We start from the raw sequence: 20,500 nt of genomic DNA, 5'->3' as shown, positions 1-20,500 counted from the left end.
TCCCCGGGGCGAGACGGCCACGGGGAGGCCTCCGGGTGAGTGTGCGCTACGGACGTACCGTCAGTTCGCGTTCACCAGGTCGTGCGCCGGAACCGTCACCGTCCGCTTGCCCGGCTTTCCGCCGAGCACGACCTTCCGCAGGGCGCTGTTGTTGGCGGTGCTGGTCTCCTTCAGCCGGTTCTCCGGGTTGGCCAGCACCTGGATGTAGTACGTGCCGTTGGGCAGGTCGGTGATGTCGAACGACTGGCCCGGCAGGTCCTGCGTGTAGGTGTCACCGGAGCCGACGTCCAGGACCTCACGGACGGAGATCGAGTTCTCCTGGCCGCAGGCGGTGGACAGATCGGTGTTGTACGGGTGCCAGTTGGCGTTCTTCACCGTGTAGTCGACCGCGTCGGTGTTGGCCAGGCAGAAGGCCTCCTTGCCGCTGCGCACGGTCTCCTTCTTGTCCGCCTTCAGCAGCCGGTAGCTGGCGAAGTCGGTGAAGTGCCAGTGCACGTGCCCCGGCCGGGGGTCCCATTCCATGGTGCCGGTCGGGGTGTAGCCGACCTGCTTGCCCTTCGCGTCGTAGAAGTACTGGTAGGCGTCCATCTTGGCCTTGCCGGGCGAGCGGAAGCCGTCCACCACGAGCTGCGCCGGGCCCGCGTTCCAGACGTTGGCGCTGAAGGCCAGATAGTCCTTGCCGGGGACGTCCTCGTAACCGTCACTGATGGTGATGCCGTAGGCAGGCAGCGACCGCAGATCGGGCTTCGGGACGTCGGGGACGGCGGGCTTGCCGGTGGGCCGCTTGGACAGCGGTCCCAGGGCGGGCGCCTTGCGCGAACCGTCCGTCTGGCCCCCGGTGTCGCCGACCTCCGTCGCACGCGCCGACGTCTGCTGCTTCTTCAGCGCCCACGGCAGGGCGGGCGGGGCGGCCTTCAGCGGGCCGTGACCCACGTTGTACGAAGGACCCGCGCCGCTCGTGAGCGCCGCGCCCGCCTGGGCGGGCGTCGGCGCGTGCCCCGGCCCGTGGCCGGCGTGCGCGGCGCCGGAGGCCGGCGCCTGGTGGCCGGAGCCGTGGCCGGCGTGCTCACCCGGGCTCGCGGTACGAGCCGCGACACCCCGGCCGTTCTCGTAGCTGCGCTCCTCCACGGTCACCTTCACCGTGGCGGGCTTGTTCGCGATGCCGAACAGATCACGGTACTTCTTGGCGATCGCGACCGTGGCGGTGTACGTGCCGACCGGCAGCTTCACCGGCTGCGTGTAGGAACCCGCGTAGGTGTTCGCGGCCCAGCCCTTCTCCACGCCCCACACGGAGCCGAGGGTGAAGGGATTGGTCGGGCAGCTCTCCGGATACTTCGAGGTGGCGGGCGCGTCGGGCCGCACACGGCCACTGGCGTTGTTCGGGCAGAAGCTCTCGGTACGGCTGAGAACCTTCTTGCCCGCCTTGTCCGTGACGGTGATCTCCGCGAAGCCCGGCAGCCCGGAGAAGTCCTTCACGGTGCCGTTCGGCAGCGCCTTGGCCTTGGCCTTGCCGCCCTCGAACACGGTCTGGGTGATGGTCACCGGGTCCTTGTAGGACTTCCGGGTCACCTTCAGCTCCAGCGGCGACCCCTCCGCCGTGAGATAGGTGCCGAGATCCAGGTAGACGCCCGGCTCCTCCTTCCAGGAGGTGAGCGTGATCGAGTTGCTCGCCGCGATGAGGCTCAGGCGGGGCCCCGCGGCGGCGTTCGCCGACTTCGACGTGGTGGCCACGAATCCGGCCGTCACGGCCATGACAGCGATGGCCGTGGTGCCCGCGAGCAGCGGACGCCGCAGTCGGGTGGTACGCGTTCTGGTCATCGTTCCCTCGTCTTCCGGGTGCTGTGAGAAGGAAGGGGGCAGCGGCCGTTCACGGCTTCGACAGAGGACGACCGCCTCCTTGCGCGGTGAGAGGAGAGTGCCGGGCGCCCGGTTGTCCGCAGGGAAGAAATCGCCGCGACATTGGCCGGATAGTGCTGTTACGGAGAAAACGGACGGCTACCGTCCGCGGTCGCGGGGGCGGCGCGCGAAAACTTCCGTACAGCCGGGGGCCGTTGAGAGTGAGGGCCCCCGACACCGTCCGGGCTGACGTGACGGGGGGCCCGTGCCTCAGCGCCGCGGCGGATGCGTGGCGAGCCAGTGACGTGCGATCTGCTCGCGCGTGGCGACCCACGCCCCGCCCCGCCGCGCGACATGCCGCAGGAAGCCGTCGAGCGCGCGGATCCGGCCGGGGCGGCCGACGATCCGGCAGTGCAGGCCGACACTCATCATCCGCGGCCGGTCGGCACCCTCGGCGTGCAACGTGTCGTACGTGTCGATCAGGTACGCCAGCATGTCGTCGGCGGTCGTGAACCCGTGGACGAGAAGGAACTTGAAGTCGTTCGCGTCCAGGCTGTACGGGAGGACGAGATGCGGTCGTCCGGCCGCCTCGACGTAGAACGGCAGGTCGTCCGCGTAGTCGTCGCTGTCGTAGAGGAAGCCGCCTTCCTCGGCGACGAGCCGCCGTGTGTGCGGGCTCGTCCGGCCGGTGTACCAGCCGACGGGACGGCGCCCGACGAGCCGCTCGATCGTGGCGACCGAGCGCGCGATGTCTGCCCGCTCGACGTCCTCGGGCACATGCCGGTAGTCGATCCAGCGCCAGCCGTGGCTCGCCACCTCCCAGCCCGCGCCGGCCATGGCCCGCGCCGCATCCGGATTGCGCTCCAGCGCCTGAGCCACGGCGTAGACCGTGAGCGGGGCACGGTGCGCCGCGAGCGTCCGGTGGATGCGCCAGAAACCGGCACGCGATCCGTAGGCGAACATGGACTCGACATTCAGCTCGCGTCCCCCGACCACCGGCGGTGCACCGACGATCTCGTGCAGGAACCCCTCGGAGGCGGCGTCGCCGTCGAGAACGTTCTGCTCGCCGCCCTCCTCGTAGTTGAGGACGAGGCTGACGGCCACGCGGGCGCCCCCGGGCCAGGAGGCGTGCGGCGGCTCGGCCCCGTAGCCGACGAGGTCACGTGGATGCTCGGACACGGGCGGCACGCTACCGCCGCGCCCACCGGGCCGGCACCGCGACGCGCCCCGCGCCTCCGCGACCGGGCGCGGTCCGGGGCAAGCCCTCCTCCGGTCGGCTGACATCAGGTCAGAGCATCAGCAGAAGCCTTGTGTTCGCCACGAGCTTCCGGTTCACGCTGGTGCTCTGCACGAAGATCGTGAAGTCGTCGTTGTGGTCCGGCCTGACGCGCACCTCGACGTCCGGCAGCCCGAGCAGCGCTCGCGCCTCGGGCCCGGTGTACACCCGGTCCGTCTTCTTCTCCAGCACCGCGATCTTCTTCTGTGCCTGGACCTTCTCCGACTTGCTCAGCTGGTAGAACGCCCCACCGGTGCGGTACGTGTGCCCGCACTCGACGACCCAGTCCCGTATCCCCGCGTCACGAGCCACCGGGATCAGCTGGTACCCGGACGGATCCACCGGGACGAGACCGGCCGCCTTGACGGTCTCCTTGTTCACGGCCTCCCCGCCCGTGGAGAACACCGCGCGCGAACCCCGGATGCCCCGCGCCCGGCCCACCATGAACTTCTCGGTGGCCTGCTGGATGACCTGGCCGGCCTCCTCGAGCCCCTGCGTGCTCGTGGCGTCCCAGATGGCGATGTTGTCCTTCGGGAAGCCGCCCTGCATCGCCTCGCGCCTGCCCATCTGGTCCGGCACGAGGACGGCCAGCGTCCAGTTGTCCTCCTGCGACCTGATCATCTCGGCCACGGCGTCCACCAGTTCGCGCGGGCTCTTGGACGGGGTGTCGGGGCAGCGATGGCTCGCGTTCTCCTGTCCGTCGGTGAGCACGAACGTCAGGAAGCTGTGGTCGCCGTACAGCTGAGCCGTCTGCGCCAGCTCCCGCTGCGACTTCAGAGCGGCCGCCAGCAGAGCCGTCATCCCGCCGACCCGGTACAGCTCCTTCAGGGACGGCATCCGCAGCACGTCCTTGTCGTAGATGACGCACTCCACCTTGTCGGCGAAGACGTACACCGTGACACGTGTCTCCTGCTCAAGCTCCCTCGACCGGCGGGCGAGATAGGCGATCTGCTGGTCGGCGACCTCGACGACCTTGCCGCGCAGGTGCGACATGGACGAACTGGCATCCAGCACCAGGGCGACGTGGTTGATGTAGTTCTGGCTTCCGGACATGACGGGCTCCCCCTCGTTCGCTCCGAATCGATGGCTCCACCGTCTCACCCACCACTGACAATCGATCTTGAAATCAGCCCGCCGCGGTGACGCAGCCGGGGTGGCCCCAGCCGTCGGGGTTCTTGGCGATGGTCTCGCCCTTGGCGTACGGCGTTCCACAGCGGCACCGGCCGGGGAACTTCGCCTTCACCGAACCGCCCGAGGACCGCTCGCCCGCGGAGCGCGTGCCCGAGGCCCGCTCGCCCGATGAGCTCCCCGTGCGCCTGCGGGCCGTCGCCCCGCCGCGCTTCGGCCCGCCCGGCGGAGCGGTCTCCGGCGGAGGCAGAGGCGACCCCGCGGCCGAGCCGACAGGCTGCTGCGTACGGGCTGAGTGGCTCGCCGCGCGGTCCGCGGCGTCGTTGAGACGGTCCCCGTTCACCTGGTGCGCGGGGGTGTACACGAAGTCGACGCGCCGGTCGGTGAGCAGCTCGTCGATCCGGACCACGAGGTCCTTGTTCGCGACCGGGGTGCCGGCCGACGTCTTCCAGCCCTTGCGTCGCCAGCCCGGCAGCCAGGTCGTGACCGCCTTCATCGCGTACTGCGAGTCCATCCGCACCTCCGCCGGCACACCCGGGTCGAGGTGCTCCAGGAGCTTGAGCAACGCGGTCAGCTCGGCCACGTTGTTGGTCGCCCTGCCCAGCGGGCCCGCCTCCCAGCGGCCGACCTCCCCGTCCGCCCCGGCGACGACCCACGCCCAGGCCGCGGGCCCCGGATTGCCCTTCGACGCGCCGTCGCACGCCGCGATGATCTTCGTTTCCGTCATCCCACGATCCTGACATGCCTCCCCGCCTTGAGCCTCACGCGGCGTCAGGCTCCATAGTCGGTGCCGTGGAGGACTACTGGACCGTGGGTCGCGTGGCCGAGCTGGCCGGGGTGAGCGTCCGCACGTTGCATCACTACGACCAGATCGGGCTGGTTCGCCCGTCGGCGCGGACCACGGCCGGGTACCGCGCCTACGCGGCGTCCGACGTGGAGCGGCTGCGGGAGGTGCTGGCCTATCGCCGGCTGGGCTTCGGGCTGCGGGAGGTCGCGGAACTGGTCGGCGACCCCTCCACCGACGCCGTCGCGCACCTGCGCCGACTGCGCGTCCTGCTGCGGGAACGGCGTGATCGCGCCGAAGCGATGATGGCGGCCGTCGACAGGGAACTCGAGGCACGGGCGAAGGGAGTGAAGGTGACCCCGGAGGAGCAACTGCGGATGCTGGGTGCACGGTTGTACGACGAGATCGGCGGTGCGTACACGGCGACACGGCGCACCGAGCCGCGGATCGCCACACAGATCTGGGCCGCGCTCGGGGACGCGCAGACGGTTCTGAACGTCGGGGCCGGCACCGGCTCCTACGAGCCCGCCGATCGCGACGTGACCGCGGTGGAGCCGTCGGCGGTCATGCGGGCGCAGCGGCCGCCCGGATCGGCGCCGTGCGTGGCGGCCTCCGCGGAGAGCCTGCCGTTCGAGGACGCGTCCTTCGACGTCGCGATGGCCGTCTCCACCGTTCACCACTGGGGTGACCCGATCGCGGGGCTGCGCGAGATGCGGCGGGTGGCCCGCCGCGTGGTGGTGCTCACCTTCGACACGGACGAGCCCGGATGGCCGGACCGCTTCTGGCTCACCCGCGACTACCTGCCCGAATTCGCCGCCGTCCTCGCGGACTTCCCGTCGCTCACGGCCATGGCCGACGCGATCGGCGCCCGCGCCGAACCGGTGCCCGTCCCCTGGGACTGCGAGGACGGCCTGTTCGAGGCGTACTGGCGCCGACCGGGGGCGTATCTGGAGGATCACGTACGCCGCGCGATGTCGGTGTGGACGAAGGTCGGCCCTGAGGCCGAGCAGCGGGCGGTACGGAGCCTCGGCGACGATCTCGACTCCGGCCGCTGGGCCGAACGCAACCGCGCCCTCGCCGGCCTCGACGCGGCAGACCTCGGTCTCCGCCTGCTCGTGGCCTGACCACCGGACGCGGCTCGGCCGAGCCCGGCCGAGGCTCGACGGCGGCAGGGCTCCCTGTCCCGGGAGAGTGAAGCCACCGGGTTACGGTAATCCCCGGCGGCTGCTTCGGGACCATGGTTCCGTTGTGCACGCCGAGTTGTGACCAGGCTGTTCCGCTGAGCCGTAAGCAAGGATGTCTCCCGTGACCGGATTGTCCGCCAAGCCTGTCGTCGAAGGCACGCCCCGCCCTCACGGCATGGGCCCTTGGACCGCCGCCCTGCTCGTGTTCGGGTCGTCGGCCGCGGTCCTGGTGGTGGAGATCGTCGCTCTACGGCTGCTGGCTCCCTACCTCGGACTCACCCTCGAGACCAGTACGTTGGTGATCGGCATCGCCCTCACGGCGATCGCCGCCGGCTCCTGGCTGGGCGGGCGAATCGCCGACCAGGTCGATCCGAGCCGGTTGATCGGCCCCGCACTCGGCTTGTCGGGAGTGGTCGTCGCCCTCACCCCCGTCGTGCTGCGCAGCACGGCGGAGTGGGCGCCGGGGCTGCTCCTGCTGATCGCGTCGCTGACCATCCTCCTGCCGGGCGCGCTGCTCGCCGCGGTGACGCCGATCGTGACCAAGCTGCGACTGACCAGCCTCGCCGAGACCGGGACGGTCGTCGGCCGACTCTCCGGTGTCGGCACCTTCGGCGCCATCGTCGGCACGATCCTCACCGGCTTCGTCCTCATCTCCCGGCTGCCGGTCAGCGCCATCCTGATCGGCCTGGGAACGCTGTTGGTGGCCGGCTCGGCCGTGATCGAGCTGCGCACGCGCGGATGGCGCGGCACGGCGGCCCTGACGCTCGTGGTCGTGGGCGGCGGCCTCGCCACCACGGTCGCGCCCGGTGCCTGCGACACGGAGACCCGGTACCACTGCGCACGGGTCGTCGCGGACGCCGACCGGGACAGCGGCCGCACGCTCGTTCTGGACGGCGTGCGGCACTCGTACGTCGACGTCGACGACCCGACGTACCTGGAGTTCGAGTACGTGCGCGCCATCGCGGCGGTGGTCGACACGGCCTTTCCCGCGGGTCGGCCACTCGCCGCCCACCACGTGGGCGGCGGAGGGCTCACCTTTCCCCGCTACCTCGCGGCCACCCGGCCCGGAACGCGCAGCCTCGTGTCCGAGATCGACAGCGGCGTCGTGCACCTCGACCACAGCCGGCTGGGTCTGAGCACGCAGAGCGGTATCGACGTGCGCGTCGAGGACGGGAGGCTCGGCCTGCGGCGACTGGACGATGCCGGCCATGACCTCGTCGTCGGCGACGCCTTCGGGGGCGTCAGTGTCCCGTGGCACCTCACCACCGTGGAGGCCATGGCCGACGTTCGGCGGGTGCTCGACGACGACGGCCTGTACGTGGCCAACCTCATCGATCACGGAGGCCTCGCCTTCGCCCGTGCCGAAGTGGCCACCCTCGGGGCGACCTTCGAGCACGTCGCCGTCCTCGGCGAACCCGCCGACATCGGCCTCGACCCGACCGCCACCTCCAAGGGAGGCAACCTCGTCGTGGTCGCCTCCGACCGGCCGCTCGACCTGCGCGCGACCCAGGAAGCGCTGGACGCCCGAGGAACCGGCTGGAAGATCGCCACGGGCGCCGACCTCACCTCCTGGATCGGCGACGCCCGACAACTCACCGACGACTACGCACCCGTGGACCAGCTCCTCCAGCCGTACCGCCCACAGAGCACCCGGTGACGCTCAGACCGCGGTGGTGATCAGGTCGCTCAGGGGCTGGGCCGAGTCCGTCCCGGAGTGACCGAGGGGCGCGTCGAAACTCCAGACGAGGAAGAGGAGGAAGACCACCAGGGCGCTGAAGGCGGTGGCAAGCAGCAGTTCGCGCGCGGAGCGGCGGATCTGCAGGGTGTAGAGCAGGCCGAGGGTGACCATGGCCCCGGCGACGAGGCCGAACCAGAGCGCGGCGGGCAGTGTCGTACCGGAGGTGTCCAGCCGCTGGTGACGGGCGTCGTCCGCGGCCGCCACCTGGTCCAGGAGCGGCTGATAGGCCTGAGCCTGGAGTTCGTCGGCCGGTGCGCGGTGGGCGATGTCGCTGCGGATACGGCCCAACAGCTCGGCGCCGGTGTCGTCGACGGGCGTGCCGTCCTTCAGGGCCGGCCATTCCGCGGTGACGGCGTGCCGGGCGTAGGCGTCGATGTGTGTCTTGATCTGCGTCCGGAACGCGGCGGGATAGACGTCCAGGCGTTGGTCGATCTCGTACAGCGCCTGGGCCTCTCGCTGGACGGTGTCCTCGGCCGCGCTACGGGCCTCCCACACGCCGGCGATCGCCAGACCGAGCACGATGGCGTAGACGACGCCGACCATCATGACCATGTACTCCAGCACGTCCGGGGTCTCGGAGGTGTCCTCGTCGACTGCTACGCGCCGGTGCCGTACGACGGTCGCTGTGACGACGAGAACGCAGACCAGGACAGAGGCCAGGGTGTAGACGAGCCATTCCGGCATAGGACAACTCCATGACAGGTGAAGCGATGTGGACGAGGGGCGGGCCGACGCGGTGGGCCGGGCGGCCGGGGATCCGCGGACCCATCGGGGAGACGACGGTCAGCCTCGGCCGCGGCGACGGGACCCCGGTCGGAGGGCGGCCGCGGCGAGAACAGCCGGGAGGGTGACCACGACCGTGGACATGGTCATCGAGATCCTGGCGGGAGCCGGACGCGACGGCCCGCCGGTGTAGTGCGACCGCGGCACCCAACGGAAGGCCGGGGGCGCGTCCGCCGGCCGCGACGAGGGCGGGGCCGGAGCGGTGCTCGGCACGGGGTCCGACGGCGGTGCCGGCTCGGGAGGGGGAGCGGGCGAGGGCGGAGCAGCTACCGGCGGAGCCGAGAGCACGGGGCCGGACGTGCTGTGAGGCGTCGGCGGTGCCGGTGCCGGTGCCGGTGCCGGTGCAGGCTGCGGGGCCGACGGGGCCGGAGGGGAGGGAGACGGCCCCGCCACAGGCGGTGGAGTCGACGGCGGGGACGACGGTGTGCACGCCGGTTGTCGGGGTCCGGGCGCCTCATCGCCGTAACCCATGTCGACGCTGACGTCCGGGGCGCACACCACGAGACGAGGCCCGGAGAGGTCGTGTCCCATGACGACGGAGACATCGCCGTGCTGCGGCAGCGGGCACAGGGCAGCCGCAGCCCCTAGACCGACACTGATCCAGCCACCCACTCGTCGTTCCTCACCGTCGGCCCAGTCGTACGCGCGCCCAGGCCCCAAGGCCGGAGGACGCAGCCACTGCGGGTAACGATCATGACCGGGGGCCGGTCACGGGACGTCGTGCCTGCCGTCAGGGTGAACGCTCGCGTCTCCGGGGTCGTACCCCTCAGGGTCCGCGTTCCAGTTTCAAAGTGGGTCGTGATCTCAGGCCCCCTGCACGCCCTGCGTGAAGGCCGCGGGCATCATGATCGGATGCCGGACACCGCAGCACGCACTGCTCTTCTCGATCACCTCCGTCGGAGGCTCCCGGGTCGCCTCATCGACGAGGTCCCGGGCGTGGCGGGGCCCATCGAGGATCGCGTGCCGGGATTCCGGGTGTTCCGGGTTCATCCCGCGCATCCGGGCGACTGGTGGCTGTACGTGACGTCGGGTTGCTGGGCGGCGACTCAGCACGACGGCCATGGCACGGAGTTCTTCCTTGCGGCACCGGGCGACGAATGGATCAACCTGGAGAGCGTCACCGTCAACGCGTACTACCACTGCGGACCGGTACACCAGCGACTCGACGTCGGACACACCGTCCCCATCGGCCGGCCGTGGCTCGACGACTCCGAGTGCGACCACTACCTGGTGAGCCTGCCGTATCCCTTCGGACCCGACTTCGAGGTCTGCGAGTGGGACGGCGGAGCCCATGCCCGGATCCTGTGGCTGCTGCCGATCACCGCAGCGGAGAAGGACTACCGCCGAGAGAGGGGTCTCGAGGCGCTCGAAGTCCTTTTCGACGAGCACGAGATCGACCCCGTCGATCCAGGGCGCGCCTCCGTGGTCTGAGACGGGCGGGCGGAGTCGGTACGAAGTGCGCGCCCCCGGGACAGATGTCCTGGGGGCGCGGGGCGGGCTGCGACGGGTCCGGACGCGTCCGGAGTCCGGCCTAGGCGGTCCGCTCGACGACGAAGACGGGAATCTCCCGATCGGTCTTGCGCTGGTAGTCCGCGTAGTCGGGGAAGGCGGCCACCGCGCGCTCCCACCACGCCTGCCGCTCCTCGCCGGTGATCAGGCGGGCCTTCATGTCCCAGACATCCTGGCCGTCGCGCAGTTCGACGAGAGGGGAGGCGACCAGATTGTGGTACCAGACCGGATGCTTCACCGCGCCGCCGTTCGACGCGACGAGCGCGTAGGCTCCGTCGTGCTCCACCCGCATCAGCGGCGTCTTGCGGATCTTTCCGCTCTTCGCGCCGACGTTCGTCACCAGGACGACGGGCAGGCCCCGCATCGTCGTTCCCTTCGTACCGCCTGACGACTCGTACAGCTCGACCTGGTTCCGCACCCACTGTGACGGACTGGGCTCGTATACGCCTTCGAGTGGCATGGACACCCTTCCCTGAGATCAGGCGACACCGGATCCCGTTGACGCCAGCCGACAACCGCCGTCGGGACTGTCTCCATGGCAGCGCCGCGTGGCGACCACCATCTCCCCGCCGACGTACGGTGCAGCCACTCCCGCACCAGGTGTATTCCCGAGAGCGCACGCCGACGGCGAGATTCACCCACCCGGCTCCCGTGGGTCCCGGCTCGGGGTCGGTCGCTACGATCATCGGACGACAGGCGGCGAAGAGGGCGACAGGGGCCGGGGCATGAGTTTCTTCAGCGGAGTCGACGACCTCGAACTCTTCCTTTCACGCAGCCGCATGATGACCGTCATGTCGGTCCCGGCCTGTGTGGCCGTGATGGTCTTCTTCATCAGCGAGGAAGGCTGGCGCTTCAGCCTGTTGCTGTGCTGTGTCCTTCCGCTGATCGCCGCCTACCTGGGGGTTCGTGGCAAGCGGGAGATCCGCGGGGGGCTTGCCGCGGCGGGACTCGCGCTCGCCGTCGTCACACTGCCCCTGGCGCTGGTCCTGGCGAGGCTCGAAGGGGTGTAGGAGGGCGTAGCCGAGCCCTCCCCACGGGGAACGCGCAGCCGCTCGTCACCCGGTCACGATGATTCTCAGGGTGTACGGCGCGCCGGTGCTGATCGCCTCCGCCTGCTCGCGCAGATCGGCCGGCGTGAAGCCGAGCAGGGCCTGGTCGGCGGCCGCACGGAGCAGCGGCAGGATCTCCGCCGCCGGGCGGCCGCGGTGCGACGCGGCGAGCGCGGCGAAGGCCTCCTGATACGGCTTGCCGTACGGGCTGGCGCTGTCGGCCAGCAAGTGGTCCAGGTGCTGTCTGTCGACACTGATCTCGCCCATGACCTGCTCCGGTGCTCCGGTGGCCGGCGTGGTCCGGCCCTCGTTCACGACGTTACGAGGGGGGTCTGACAATCCGGGCGCACGCCTGGACCCTTCCCGTGGGGAGCCGGGAAGGGGCGGCGTGGTCCCGCCCGCCGGACGGCAGGCGGAACCAGGGGCGCGGTCCCCTTCCGGGGTGGTGTGCGGGGACCGCGTACGGACACATTGCCACCGGCAGCCCGGCGTGCGACAGGGGCGTGCACGGAGAACATGGGCATATGCCAGCACCCGCCCCGTCCCGCCCCACGCGCGTGCGCCGGACAGCTCAGGCTGCCCGGCGCACGCACTCTCAGAAGGGGCCGATCACGCCGACCCGGCCGGCCTGACGGTCCGCCGTGGACGAGCGGAGACCAGGTTGCCGGATCGTCGGGTCAGTGGTGGTGGTGGCGGCTGCCCCAGGACTCGGTGTCGACGGTGCGGCCGTGGTCGTCCTTGAGGGTGGCCTTGTCGCGGTCGTCCCAGACGTAGTCGCGGCGGTCCTGGTAGAGGTCGGTGCGGGTGTCGCGGCCCTGTCCGGTGTGGATCCGGACGGTGGCGCGGCCACGCAGACGGTAGTCGTCGAAGCGGTAGCGGTTGCCGTCGCTGTCCCGCAGGGTCCAGCCGTCCAGGTTCACCGCGTGGCGGGAGTTGTTGGTGATCTCGACCCATTCGCCGTTCAGCGACCGGTTGGAGCGATTGTCGCGCCCGGGGCTGTCGGCCTGGACGCGGCTGATCTCCACCCGCTCCTGGCGGTGGCGGTCGCCGTCGTGCGCGGCGGCCGGCAGGGCGGCGACGGAGACCATGGCGCCGGCCGCGAGGGCGGTGGCGGCGATACGGCGGGCGGTCGAAGAAGCAGACATGTGTGATGTCTCCTCGAGAACGGCGCCTCACCAGCAGAGACTCGCCGGTGAGAGCGGTGTGGATTCCGGTCCGGTGTGGGCCGGGTGACGCAAACTGTGCCGCCTCGCCGGACGCGTCGGAACGCCCGCCGAGCGCGGTTACCGATTACGGACATTTCCGTAACTGTCGCCTGTATCGATCAAGCATCCCGACGGGCGCGGCCTGACATTCACTGACCGTTGCACCCACCCGTCGTATCGTCGACGGCAAGCCCTTGCGGGCCTCGACGCGCCACCGATCGCGCCACCCGACATGCTCCGCCGATCAGGTGGCGGGCCCGTGTAACGGCCGTTCTGCACGTTTCTTCGCACACGTGCCAGGCCCTCGCACACGAAGGCGACGCGGCACGGTCCGCCGCCGTCTTCCGCTCTCCGCGTGCCGTACGCCTACGTGACGTTTGCTCGCCTTACGACACACCCCTGGCTGTCGTAGCGTCAGGCTGCGGTTACGCGGGAGAGTCGGGTCCCACGTCGCCGCGCGGCAGTTTCACCGAGGCAGGCGCTCGGTGCGAGCGCCCCTCCGACCGCAGAGGAATCACTGTGCGCAGACGATCCGTCCTCTTCGCCGCGGGAGCCCTGGCCGCCCCTCTGGCCACGCCGTTCAGACGGGCCTTCGCGGCTTCGCCGATGCCGCCCGTGCTGGACCACCGGGTCGAGAGGGTCTACGACGGGCAGTCGTTCACCGACCTGTCCAGCGAGGTCTCGAAGGTACGGGGACTCGCCGCCGGCACGATCCTGGTCACCTTCGGCACGACCAGCCGCAACCCGGGGATGACACTGGTGAGCGCCTCGGACCCGACGAGGCCGGGGACGTACGTCGCCGTCTGCGTCAGTGCCGGCAGGCTGCAGTTCTCCGTGCGCGGCAACGGAATCGTCAAGCAGAACCACCTCACGCGCACCATGTACGACGACGGTCTGCCGCACACCGTCGCGATCACCGTCAACAGCGGCGGGACCACCTTCTACGCCGACGGGCGCCGCGTCCTCACCACGCCTCAGGCGAACTTCTTCGCCGGCGCGGCCAACCTCACCGCGCTCAACATCGCGCGGAACGTCGACAGCGAACACCTCGGCGGCACAGGGTTCTACACCGGCACCATCAAACGCGTCGCCGTCTACGGCAGGGTCCTGTCGGCGAGGGAGGTGGCCTCGGTGAGCGTGCGCCTCGACCTCGTCGACTTCGGCACGCTCTCCTCGATCCTCAACTCGAGCGCTCCGGCCGTCTGGCTGACCACGGGCGACAGCATCACCCACGGCGCGCTCTGGACCAACGGCTGGCGCAGCTACTGCGAGCACTTCCAGGAGCGGCTGCGCTGGGAACTCGGCAAGCCCAAGCACAGCGACTTCGTCATCGACACCGGCGTCAGCGCAAGCACCACCAACGACCTGGTGGCGAAATTCGCCGACCGCGTCTCCGCGTTCCAGCCCAAGGTCGTGTCGATCATGCTGGGTACGAACGACGCCGCCACGGCCGCGACCGGACGCGATGTGTACCGGGCCAACCTGCGCAAGCTCGTGGCGAACGTCCGCGCACTCCCCGGCGGTGCCGTACCCGTGCTCCAGACCCCGAATCCGGTCGACCTGAACCGGTGGCCGACCCACGCCGCCCTTGCCGATTACGTCACTGTCATGCGCGAGGTCGCGACGGAGCTGGGTGTCGTGCTCATCGACCACCACGCGCACTGGCTCGCGAGCAACGGTGGCACGGTGCCTCCGAACCTTCTCGGCGACGGACTGCACCCGGACCAACGAGGCCACCTCTTCCTCGCCAAGAAGATGATCAGAGACCTGCGTCTTTTCGACCCCGCCAGCCGGGTGTGCTCGCTGACCATTCCGTAAGCCCAGGCCGCAGTCGAAGCGACCTATCGGCGCTCGTCCGTGCCGGCCGCCTTCGCGGTGCTGACGGCGATGCGGTTCCAGGTGTTGATGGCGAAGACGACCGCGAGGACGTGGGCGAGTTCGGTGTCGTCGAACTCGGCGGCTGCCCGGGCGTACACCTCGTCCGGGACGCCGCCGACGGATACCAGAGTGACCGCTTCGGTGAGGGCGAGCGCGGCCTGCTCCTTCGGGGTGAAGTAGTGCCTGGCCTCACGCCAGAGCGCGACCATGTGCAGACGGAGGGCGTCCTCGCCCGCCTTGAGGGCGTCTCCGACGTGCATGTGGAGGCAGTAGGCGCAGCCGTTGAGCTGGGACGAGCGGATCTGGATGAGTTCGACCAGAGCCGGATCGATCCCCTCGCGGGCCGTGCTGTCGAAACCGATGAGCGCCTTGAACGCCTTGGGTGCGGTGGCGGCGAAGTCGATTCGGGGTGCGGTGGTGTTCTGCATGGTCACTAACCTAGGGAACCCACAGACCCCCCGAGAGGTGCATTCAAGTGGCGGAATCCTGGGTCAATCTGGCCGAGCGCATCGGTGCCGACCTGCACCTTGAGCTGGCCGGAACGGGCTCGCGCCGGGCCGCCCTCGCCCGGGCTCTGCGCGAGGCGATCCAGGAAGGGCGGCTGGCCGCCGGCATACGGCTGCCGCCCTACCGCTCGCTCGCGGCCGACCTCGGCATCTCACGGAACACGGCCGCCGACGCGTACGCGGAACTGGTCGCCGAGGGCTGGCTGACCGCCCGGCAGGGTTCAGGGACCCGGGTCGCGGAGCGCGCAGCACCCGCCAGGACCGTGCGCGTGCCGAAGAAGCCGCCGACGGGACCGGCCGCGCCCGTACACAACTTGATGCAGGGTCAGCCGGACGCGGCGTCGTTCCCGCGGAACGCATGGTCGACCTCGACCCGCAGGGCGCTCACCGCGGCCCCGAACGACGCCTTCGGGCCGGGCGACCCACAGGGCCGGATCGAGCTGCGCACCGCGCTCGCGGACTACCTCGCCCGGGTACGGGGCGTGCGTACCGGCCCCGAGCGGATCGTGATCTGCTCGGGCTTCTCCGACGCGCTGAGGCTGCTGTTCGGCGGCGGTGTGCTGCGCGGAACGCTCGCCGTCGAGGCGTACGGCCTGCCGTTCCACCGCTCCCTGCTGACGGCCGACGGAGTACGGACGATTCCGCTCGGCCTGGACGAGTCCGGCACGAGAACGGAGGACCTGGACGGGCGCCGTGGCGTGCGGTCGGTACTGCTCACACCGGCCCACCAGTTTCCCGTCGGCGGGCCGCTCGATCCCGCGCGGCGCAACGCGGCGGTCGACTGGGCGCGTGCCCGGAGCGGTGTGGTGATCGAGGACGACTACGACGGCGAGTTCCGGTACGACCGCGAACCGGTCGGCGCCGTCCAGGCGCTGGATCCCGACCACGTCCTGTACGTCGGTTCGGCCAGCAAGAGCCTGTCGCCCGCCCTGAGGCTGGGCTGGATGGTGCTGCCGGAGCATCTGGTCGGTCCGGTCCTCACGGCGAAGGGGAGGCGGGAACGCTGGACCAGTGCGGTGGACCAGCTCACCTTCGCGGACCTGATCACCTGCGGTGCCTACGACCGGCACGTCCGGCAGATGCGCCAGCGTTACCGGGACCGCCGGAACCGACTGGTCGCCGCTCTCGCCGAGCACGCGCCGCACATCGAAGTCACCGGAATCGCGGCAGGGTTGCACGCCGTACTGCGGCTGCCTCCGGGCACCGAGGCTGCCGCGGTGAACGCCGCCACCTGGCTCGGTCTCGCCCTCGACGGACTCTCCGGCTTCCGGCACCCCGCCACCGAGGCGGTGCTCTTCGACGGGCTGGTCGTCGGCTACGCGACCCCGCCCGACCACGCGTACGCCGCCGCCCTGGACGCGCTCTGCCGGATCCTGCCGCCCCCACCGTGACACCCACGGTGGGTGAGTTCAGCGCCGGGCAAGCTCCGCCTGCCAGACAGGGCTCTCGAAGTAGTGGTTGTCGAACTGCTCGGAGCTGTCGCGGATGTCCTGGATCGTGGCCTCGCCCCGGTAGACGCGCTCCAGGAGCCGGTAGTAGTCGAACCGGTCCATCCCCGGAGTGAAGACGACCAGCATCTCGGCCCCACTGTCCGGGGCCGGCGCGAAGGCGTGCGGTACGGTCGGCGGGACGGTCAGGAAGTCGCCCGCACCGAGCGTGAGCACCTTGTCGTCGAGCAGGATCCGCATGGACCCGTCGAGCACGTAGAACATCTCGGTGGCGCGGGTGTGGAAGTGGGCGGGGGCGCCCGGCGAGCCCTTCTGCAGCGTCGCGCGATTGGCGGTCAGCGCACCGCCGGTGGCGTTCGCGTCGGCCAGCAGCGTGATCAGGCTGGTCGCTCCGTCCTGCAGGCTCTCGGCCTCGTCGGCGCGGACGAGGACGGGCTTCGGGGTGCTGGTGAAGGTCATGGTGACTCCCGTATCTCCGTGGTTCCGCCGCCCGGTGTTCCTGGCGACACCCATGAATCTAGTCTCCGGAAAGACCCATGGACGGGTGCATTGGAGGCGGGGAAACTCGGGTCAATTCGAGCGCGTGCGACGGGCGTGAGGCACCGCAATTCGTATGTACGAAGGGCCGGTTGACCGTTCTTAGTGGCATCTGCCAGTGCGATCCGGCCTTCGGGTGTGGAGAGACTTCCGATGTCGCCCGGGGCTCGGGCGACCTCACGGGAGGAGTGTGCGATGAGCACGCAGGAGCTGTACGACGAGATCGGTGAGGCCTTCGAGGGGTTCAAGGCTCTGCCGCTGGCCCGGTATGTGGAGGCGCCCAGCTTCCTCGGCATGGTCGGGGATGTCGCGGGTCGGAGGGTCATCGATCTTGCGTGTGGTACCGGCTTCTACACGCGTGAGCTGAAGCGGCGCGGTGCGGCGGACGTGTTCGGCGTCGACGTATCCGGCGAGATGATCCGCGCCGCGGAGGGCATCGAGCGGGCGGCCCCGCTGGGCGTGCGCTACGAGGTCGGTGATGTGGCCGACCTGGCGCCGGTGCGAGAGCGGTTCGACGTGGCGACCGCGGTGATGTTCCTCAACTACGCGGAGACGGTGGCCGAGTTCGAGCACCTGTGCCGGAAGGTGCACGGGAGCCTGAGGAGCGGGGGCGAGTTCTTCATGCTCCACCAGACGCCGGACTACGACTTCTCCGGCCCGTCACCGCGTGAGTACGGGTTCCTCACGGAGCTGACGGGCGAGGAGGGCGGCACCGGCCCGCGGGTTCGGATCACCGCGTTGCTGGAGGGGGCGCCGATCACGTTCACCGCCGGCCCGGCGCGGCGCGAGGTGTTCGAGACGTGTCTGTCGAAGGCGGGGTTCAGCGGGATCGAGTGGGTGCAGACGGAGGTGTCGCCCGCCGGAGTGGCCGCGCACGGTGACGCGTTCTGGGCGGACTACCGCGCCAATCCGGCGTTCGAGATGCTGCGCTGCCGCGCCTGACGGCCCCTGGGCGGGCACGGTGGGGAGCGCGGGCCGGCCCCGGGCGGTGGCGTGTCCTAGACCGCTCGGGGAGCGTCCGTGTCCGCGTCGGCCCCGGCGTCGGAGGAGGCCGGGTCCGGGATCGACGTGGCCCATTCGGCCATCGTTTCGAGGACGGGGCGCAGCCCTTCGCCGAGCGGGGTGAGGCGGTACTCGACGCGCGGGGGGATCTCGGGGAAGGCGGTACGGGTGACGAGGCCGTAGGTCTCGAACTGGCGTAGACGGCTGGTGAGGGTGTGCGGGCTGATGCGGGGGAGCGCCTGGCGCAGCTCGGTGAAGCGGTGCGGGCCATGGAGCAGCTCGCGCACGATGAGGGTCGCCCACGGGCCTTCGAGGAGGGCGAGGAACCGGGCGACACCGCACTCGGGCAGGGGAGTGGTGGTCACGATGCCACGGTAGCCCATTAGTGCAGTTGAAGTAACCGGTGCAGTGTGTGCACTAATGGATTTCATGAGCTATGTGATCCATGGCGCCACCGGCGCCCAAGGTGCCCCCGTCGCCGCCGCGCTCGCCGCCTCCGGCGCGTCCGTGACCGCCCTCACCCGGAACGCCGACGCCGTCGTGGCGGGCGCGCGGGTCAGGGCGGTCGACTTCCACTCCGTCGAAGCACTGACCGAGGCCTATCGCGGGGCCGAAGGCGTCTTCGTCCACCTCCCGCTCGGTGCGGAGCAGGACCGGCTGGCGTACGCGCGCAACGTCGTCGCGGCCCTGACCGCTGCCCGCCCGGCGCGAGTCGTGTTCTCCACGAGCGGTGGTACGCCCGTCGAGATGGCCGACCCTGCGGTCGTGACGGTCATCGACGGGCTGAAGGCCGGCAGCCCCTCCCACGCGGTGATCGCACCGCGACTGTTCCTGGAGAACCTGCTCCTGCCGCCGGTCGTCACCGGTGCCCGCGAGCAGGGCGTGCTCCGCTACCCGCTCCGCGGCGACTACGCCGTCTCGTGGGCCTCGCACCTCGACGTCGCCGATGCGGCGGTGGCCCTGTTCCGGCGCCCGGACGTCAACGGCCTGGTCGAGGTCGGCCACGATCCCGGTACCACCGGTCCGGAACTGGCCGAGGCCTTCGGGGCCCGTATGGGACGCGCGGTCACCTACGAGGCCCTCACACCCGCGGCGTTCGCGGAATCCCTCGCACCCCTGCTGGGCAGCGGTGCGGCGGGCGGCGTGGCGGGACTGTACGACTTCCTGGCCACGCTCCCGGACAACGCGATCGCCTCCGCCCGCTCCGCCCAGAAGCTGCTCGGCCTGGCCCCCCGCACCACTCTCCAGTGGCTGGCGGACGCCGGCCCGGCCCCCTCGGAGGGAGGGAGCCGGGCCCAGGGGGCCTACAGGTAGTCGGTGTCCGGGTCGAGTCCGACCAGGACTCGGCCGTGGGCCTCCAGGCTGCCCAGGGGCGTCATCAGGCCGTGCAGGTACAGTCCCTCGATGTCGCGGTGGACGCGCTGGAAGGGCACGGCTCGCTGGATGATCGAGGCGCCGCTCACGTCGTGGAGGACGCCGACGGCCTCCTTGGCGAGCTGGACCGCGTACCCCATCTGTCCGCGGATGGCCACCCGCTGCTCCATCGGCAGCTGCTCGCCGGAATCGGCCGCTTCCTGCATCCGGCGCAGCCAGCCGGCCGCGAGCGCCTCGGCGGCGGTGATCTTGTTCGCCGCCGTGGCGACCTGGATCTGCGTGTAGGGGTGCTCACGCTGCTCGGCCCAGTGGGTGTAGGCGATGCCCCGTCCGGGGAGCCGCTCCAGGAAGAGTTCCAGAGCGGCGCGCGCGAGTCCGGTGTAGACAGGGACGGACAGCCCCATCACCAGGGCCGTGAGGCCGTAGTTGCGGCCGGTCGCGCCGGTGTTGCTCCGGCCTTCGACGAGGCCTTCGAGCGCCTCGACGGCGCCGGCGACACGGTGCGCGGGGACGAACACGTCCTTCAGGCGCGTGGTCGAGCTGCCCGTGCCGGATGCCGACGAGACGTGCCAGTCGTCGAGGATCTCCACCTCCGAAGCCGGCACGATGGCGAAGATCTCCTCGTCCTCCTGGCCGGGCCGCTCGAGCATGGCGGCGTGGACGTTCCAGTGAGAACCGCGGATGCCGGTGTTGAAGCGCCAGCTGCCGTTGAGGATGTACCCGCCCTCGGTCTCCACCGCCGTCCCGGTCGGGGTGAAGCCGCCGGAGATGCGGACGGCGCCGTCGGCGAAGATCTCTTCCTGGGCCTTGTCGGAGTACTGGGTGGCGATCCACGCGCTGGAGATCCAGGAGCACAGGATCCAGCCGGTGGAGCCGCAGCCGCGGCCGACCTCCTCGATGATCCGCGCCTGGTCCGCGACGGGCAGGTCGAGCCCGCCGAATCGCTTCGGGACGGCGATCCGGAAGACGTCGGCCTTCTCCAGAAGCTCGATGTTCTCGTCCGGGATCCAGCGGTTCTCTTCGGCCTTGATGCCATTCTCACGGAGCCGGGGGACGATTTCTCGCACTGCGTCCAGTATCGAATCCGATTCAATTGCAGGCGTGGTCATCCTGACTCCTCAACTCTCATGGGCGTCGGTGTGCGAATGCTTGCGATACGCGCTTTCAACGCGGCTCTTCTCCGATTATGGGAGCGCTGGGTTCGTGCCGAGTAATGTCGGGGTAATCGCGTTGCCCACCACGGGCGATGAGTCCTCCGTTACC

The 20,500-nt window shown here is 70.4% G+C and carries 20 protein-coding genes; 8 read left to right on the top strand and 12 right to left on the bottom strand.

What is annotated here, in order from left to right:
* Positions 1 to 60 precede the first annotated feature (60 nt).
* The 4 genes from ACF1G2_RS17710 to ACF1G2_RS17695 form a co-directional block, all read right to left on the bottom strand.
* Positions 61 to 1,818 carry a lysyl oxidase family protein gene (locus ACF1G2_RS17710; RefSeq protein ID WP_391799125.1) on the bottom strand — a complete coding sequence of 586 codons (1,758 nt, stop codon included), beginning with the start codon at positions 1,816 to 1,818 and terminating at the stop codon, positions 61 to 63.
* Between the two features lie 288 nt (positions 1,819 to 2,106).
* Positions 2,107 to 3,015: an allantoinase PuuE gene (puuE, locus tag ACF1G2_RS17705; RefSeq protein WP_391799124.1), complete on the bottom strand. Its 909-nt coding sequence runs from the start codon at positions 3,013 to 3,015 to the stop codon at positions 2,107 to 2,109.
* A 109-nt stretch (positions 3,016 to 3,124) separates the two neighbouring features.
* The gene (locus ACF1G2_RS17700; protein ID WP_391799123.1) at positions 3,125 to 4,165 is read right to left on the bottom strand and encodes a vWA domain-containing protein; all 1,041 of its coding nucleotides are present in this window, start codon (positions 4,163 to 4,165) and stop codon (positions 3,125 to 3,127) included.
* Between the two features lie 73 nt (positions 4,166 to 4,238).
* Positions 4,239 to 4,967: a ribonuclease H gene (locus tag ACF1G2_RS17695; protein WP_391799122.1), complete on the bottom strand. Its 729-nt coding sequence runs from the start codon at positions 4,965 to 4,967 to the stop codon at positions 4,239 to 4,241.
* Positions 4,968 to 5,050: 83 nt separating this feature from the next.
* Here ACF1G2_RS17695 and ACF1G2_RS17690 point away from each other — a divergent pair, with 83 nt between their 5' ends.
* Positions 5,051 to 6,148: a methyltransferase domain-containing protein gene (locus ACF1G2_RS17690; RefSeq protein ID WP_391799451.1), complete on the top strand. Its 1,098-nt coding sequence runs from the start codon at positions 5,051 to 5,053 to the stop codon at positions 6,146 to 6,148.
* Between the two features lie 235 nt (positions 6,149 to 6,383).
* Positions 6,384 to 7,865 (top strand): fused MFS/spermidine synthase, encoded by a 1,482-nt coding sequence (locus ACF1G2_RS17685; RefSeq protein ID WP_391799450.1) that lies wholly within the window; start codon positions 6,384 to 6,386, stop codon positions 7,863 to 7,865.
* 3 nt (positions 7,866 to 7,868) lie between these two features.
* Here ACF1G2_RS17685 and ACF1G2_RS17680 read toward each other — a convergent pair whose 3' ends face one another.
* Positions 7,869 to 8,630 (bottom strand): hypothetical protein, encoded by a 762-nt coding sequence (locus ACF1G2_RS17680; protein ID WP_391799121.1) that lies wholly within the window; start codon positions 8,628 to 8,630, stop codon positions 7,869 to 7,871.
* 1,074 nt (positions 8,631 to 9,704) lie between these two features.
* Here ACF1G2_RS17680 and ACF1G2_RS17675 point away from each other — a divergent pair.
* Positions 9,705 to 10,160 carry a suppressor of fused domain protein gene (locus tag ACF1G2_RS17675; RefSeq protein ID WP_391799120.1) on the top strand — a complete coding sequence of 152 codons (456 nt, stop codon included), beginning with the start codon at positions 9,705 to 9,707 and terminating at the stop codon, positions 10,158 to 10,160.
* A gap of 100 nt (positions 10,161 to 10,260) precedes the next feature.
* Here the strand turns inward: ACF1G2_RS17675 and ACF1G2_RS17670 are convergent, their stop codons facing one another.
* Positions 10,261 to 10,698, bottom strand: coding sequence for a nitroreductase family deazaflavin-dependent oxidoreductase (locus tag ACF1G2_RS17670; protein ID WP_391799119.1), 438 nt, complete (start codon positions 10,696 to 10,698; stop codon positions 10,261 to 10,263).
* A gap of 265 nt (positions 10,699 to 10,963) precedes the next feature.
* On the opposite strand from ACF1G2_RS17670, the gene ACF1G2_RS17665 reads away from it, so the two are divergent.
* Entirely contained in the window at positions 10,964 to 11,248 is a 285-nt protein-coding gene (locus ACF1G2_RS17665; protein ID WP_391799118.1) for a hypothetical protein, read from the top strand.
* Positions 11,249 to 11,293: 45 nt separating this feature from the next.
* Here the strand turns inward: ACF1G2_RS17665 and ACF1G2_RS17660 are convergent, their stop codons facing one another.
* Together ACF1G2_RS17660 and ACF1G2_RS17655 are read right to left on the bottom strand one after the other, a co-directional pair.
* Positions 11,294 to 11,554 (bottom strand): hypothetical protein, encoded by a 261-nt coding sequence (locus ACF1G2_RS17660; protein WP_391799117.1) that lies wholly within the window; start codon positions 11,552 to 11,554, stop codon positions 11,294 to 11,296.
* Between the two features lie 410 nt (positions 11,555 to 11,964).
* Entirely contained in the window at positions 11,965 to 12,432 is a 468-nt protein-coding gene (locus tag ACF1G2_RS17655; protein WP_391799116.1) for a lamin tail domain-containing protein, read from the bottom strand.
* A 579-nt stretch (positions 12,433 to 13,011) separates the two neighbouring features.
* On the opposite strand from ACF1G2_RS17655, the gene ACF1G2_RS17650 reads away from it, so the two are divergent.
* On the top strand, positions 13,012 to 14,310 hold the full coding sequence (locus tag ACF1G2_RS17650) for a GDSL-type esterase/lipase family protein (protein ID WP_391799115.1): 1,299 nt from the start codon (positions 13,012 to 13,014) through the stop codon (positions 14,308 to 14,310).
* 23 nt (positions 14,311 to 14,333) lie between these two features.
* Here ACF1G2_RS17650 and ACF1G2_RS17645 read toward each other — a convergent pair whose 3' ends face one another.
* On the bottom strand, positions 14,334 to 14,798 hold the full coding sequence (locus ACF1G2_RS17645) for a carboxymuconolactone decarboxylase family protein (RefSeq protein WP_391799114.1): 465 nt from the start codon (positions 14,796 to 14,798) through the stop codon (positions 14,334 to 14,336).
* Between the two features lie 47 nt (positions 14,799 to 14,845).
* Between ACF1G2_RS17645 and ACF1G2_RS17640 the strand changes: the two genes are divergently transcribed.
* Complete coding sequence (locus tag ACF1G2_RS17640) at positions 14,846 to 16,267, top strand: PLP-dependent aminotransferase family protein (RefSeq protein WP_391799113.1); 1,422 nt, start codon at positions 14,846 to 14,848, stop codon at positions 16,265 to 16,267.
* An 18-nt stretch (positions 16,268 to 16,285) separates the two neighbouring features.
* On the opposite strand, the gene ACF1G2_RS17635 is transcribed toward ACF1G2_RS17640, so the two are convergent.
* Entirely contained in the window at positions 16,286 to 16,783 is a 498-nt protein-coding gene (locus ACF1G2_RS17635; RefSeq protein WP_391799112.1) for a cupin domain-containing protein, read from the bottom strand.
* A gap of 273 nt (positions 16,784 to 17,056) precedes the next feature.
* Here ACF1G2_RS17635 and ACF1G2_RS17630 point away from each other — a divergent pair, with 273 nt between their 5' ends.
* On the top strand, positions 17,057 to 17,803 hold the full coding sequence (locus ACF1G2_RS17630) for a class I SAM-dependent methyltransferase (protein ID WP_391799111.1): 747 nt from the start codon (positions 17,057 to 17,059) through the stop codon (positions 17,801 to 17,803).
* 56 nt (positions 17,804 to 17,859) lie between these two features.
* Here the strand turns inward: ACF1G2_RS17630 and ACF1G2_RS17625 are convergent, their stop codons facing one another.
* Positions 17,860 to 18,228 carry a winged helix-turn-helix transcriptional regulator gene (locus ACF1G2_RS17625; RefSeq protein WP_391799110.1) on the bottom strand — a complete coding sequence of 123 codons (369 nt, stop codon included), beginning with the start codon at positions 18,226 to 18,228 and terminating at the stop codon, positions 17,860 to 17,862.
* 64 nt (positions 18,229 to 18,292) lie between these two features.
* Here ACF1G2_RS17625 and ACF1G2_RS17620 point away from each other — a divergent pair, with 64 nt between their 5' ends.
* Positions 18,293 to 19,177, top strand: a complete 885-nt coding sequence (locus ACF1G2_RS17620) for an SDR family oxidoreductase (RefSeq protein WP_391799109.1) — start codon at positions 18,293 to 18,295, stop codon at positions 19,175 to 19,177.
* Here the strand turns inward: ACF1G2_RS17620 and ACF1G2_RS17615 are convergent.
* Positions 19,168 to 20,346 (bottom strand): acyl-CoA dehydrogenase family protein, encoded by a 1,179-nt coding sequence (locus tag ACF1G2_RS17615; protein WP_391799108.1) that lies wholly within the window; start codon positions 20,344 to 20,346, stop codon positions 19,168 to 19,170. The two genes, ACF1G2_RS17620 and ACF1G2_RS17615, sit on opposite strands and share 10 nt — an antisense overlap.
* Between the last annotated feature and the right edge of the window lie 154 nt (positions 20,347 to 20,500).

This window comes from Streptomyces sp. NPDC013457, from assembly GCF_043089925.1.
GTDB lineage: Bacteria > Actinomycetota > Actinomycetes > Streptomycetales > Streptomycetaceae > Streptomyces.
This window is presented reverse-complemented; position numbering and strand designations above follow the sequence as displayed.

Bases quoted from the DNA above. Each gene is read 5' to 3' on its own strand.
- ACF1G2_RS17710 (WP_391799125.1), bottom strand. From the start codon at position 1,818: ATGACCAGAACGCGTACCACCCGACTGCGGCGTCCGCTGCTCGCGGGC.
- ACF1G2_RS17700 (WP_391799123.1), bottom strand. From the start codon at position 4,165: ATGTCCGGAAGCCAGAACTACATCAACCACGTCGCCCTGGTGCTGGAT.
- ACF1G2_RS17695 (WP_391799122.1), bottom strand. From the start codon at position 4,967: ATGACGGAAACGAAGATCATCGCGGCGTGCGACGGCGCGTCGAAGGGC.
- ACF1G2_RS17685 (WP_391799450.1), top strand. From the start codon at position 6,384: ATGGGCCCTTGGACCGCCGCCCTGCTCGTGTTCGGGTCGTCGGCCGCG.
- ACF1G2_RS17680 (WP_391799121.1), bottom strand. From the start codon at position 8,630: ATGCCGGAATGGCTCGTCTACACCCTGGCCTCTGTCCTGGTCTGCGTT.
- ACF1G2_RS17670 (WP_391799119.1), bottom strand. From the start codon at position 10,698: ATGCCACTCGAAGGCGTATACGAGCCCAGTCCGTCACAGTGGGTGCGG.
- ACF1G2_RS17665 (WP_391799118.1), top strand. From the start codon at position 10,964: ATGAGTTTCTTCAGCGGAGTCGACGACCTCGAACTCTTCCTTTCACGC.
- ACF1G2_RS17660 (WP_391799117.1), bottom strand. From the start codon at position 11,554: ATGGGCGAGATCAGTGTCGACAGACAGCACCTGGACCACTTGCTGGCC.
- ACF1G2_RS17655 (WP_391799116.1), bottom strand. From the start codon at position 12,432: ATGTCTGCTTCTTCGACCGCCCGCCGTATCGCCGCCACCGCCCTCGCG.
- ACF1G2_RS17645 (WP_391799114.1), bottom strand. From the start codon at position 14,798: ATGCAGAACACCACCGCACCCCGAATCGACTTCGCCGCCACCGCACCC.
- ACF1G2_RS17635 (WP_391799112.1), bottom strand. From the start codon at position 16,783: ATGACCTTCACCAGCACCCCGAAGCCCGTCCTCGTCCGCGCCGACGAG.
- ACF1G2_RS17630 (WP_391799111.1), top strand. From the start codon at position 17,057: ATGAGCACGCAGGAGCTGTACGACGAGATCGGTGAGGCCTTCGAGGGG.
- ACF1G2_RS17620 (WP_391799109.1), top strand. From the start codon at position 18,293: ATGAGCTATGTGATCCATGGCGCCACCGGCGCCCAAGGTGCCCCCGTC.
- ACF1G2_RS17615 (WP_391799108.1), bottom strand. From the start codon at position 20,346: ATGACCACGCCTGCAATTGAATCGGATTCGATACTGGACGCAGTGCGA.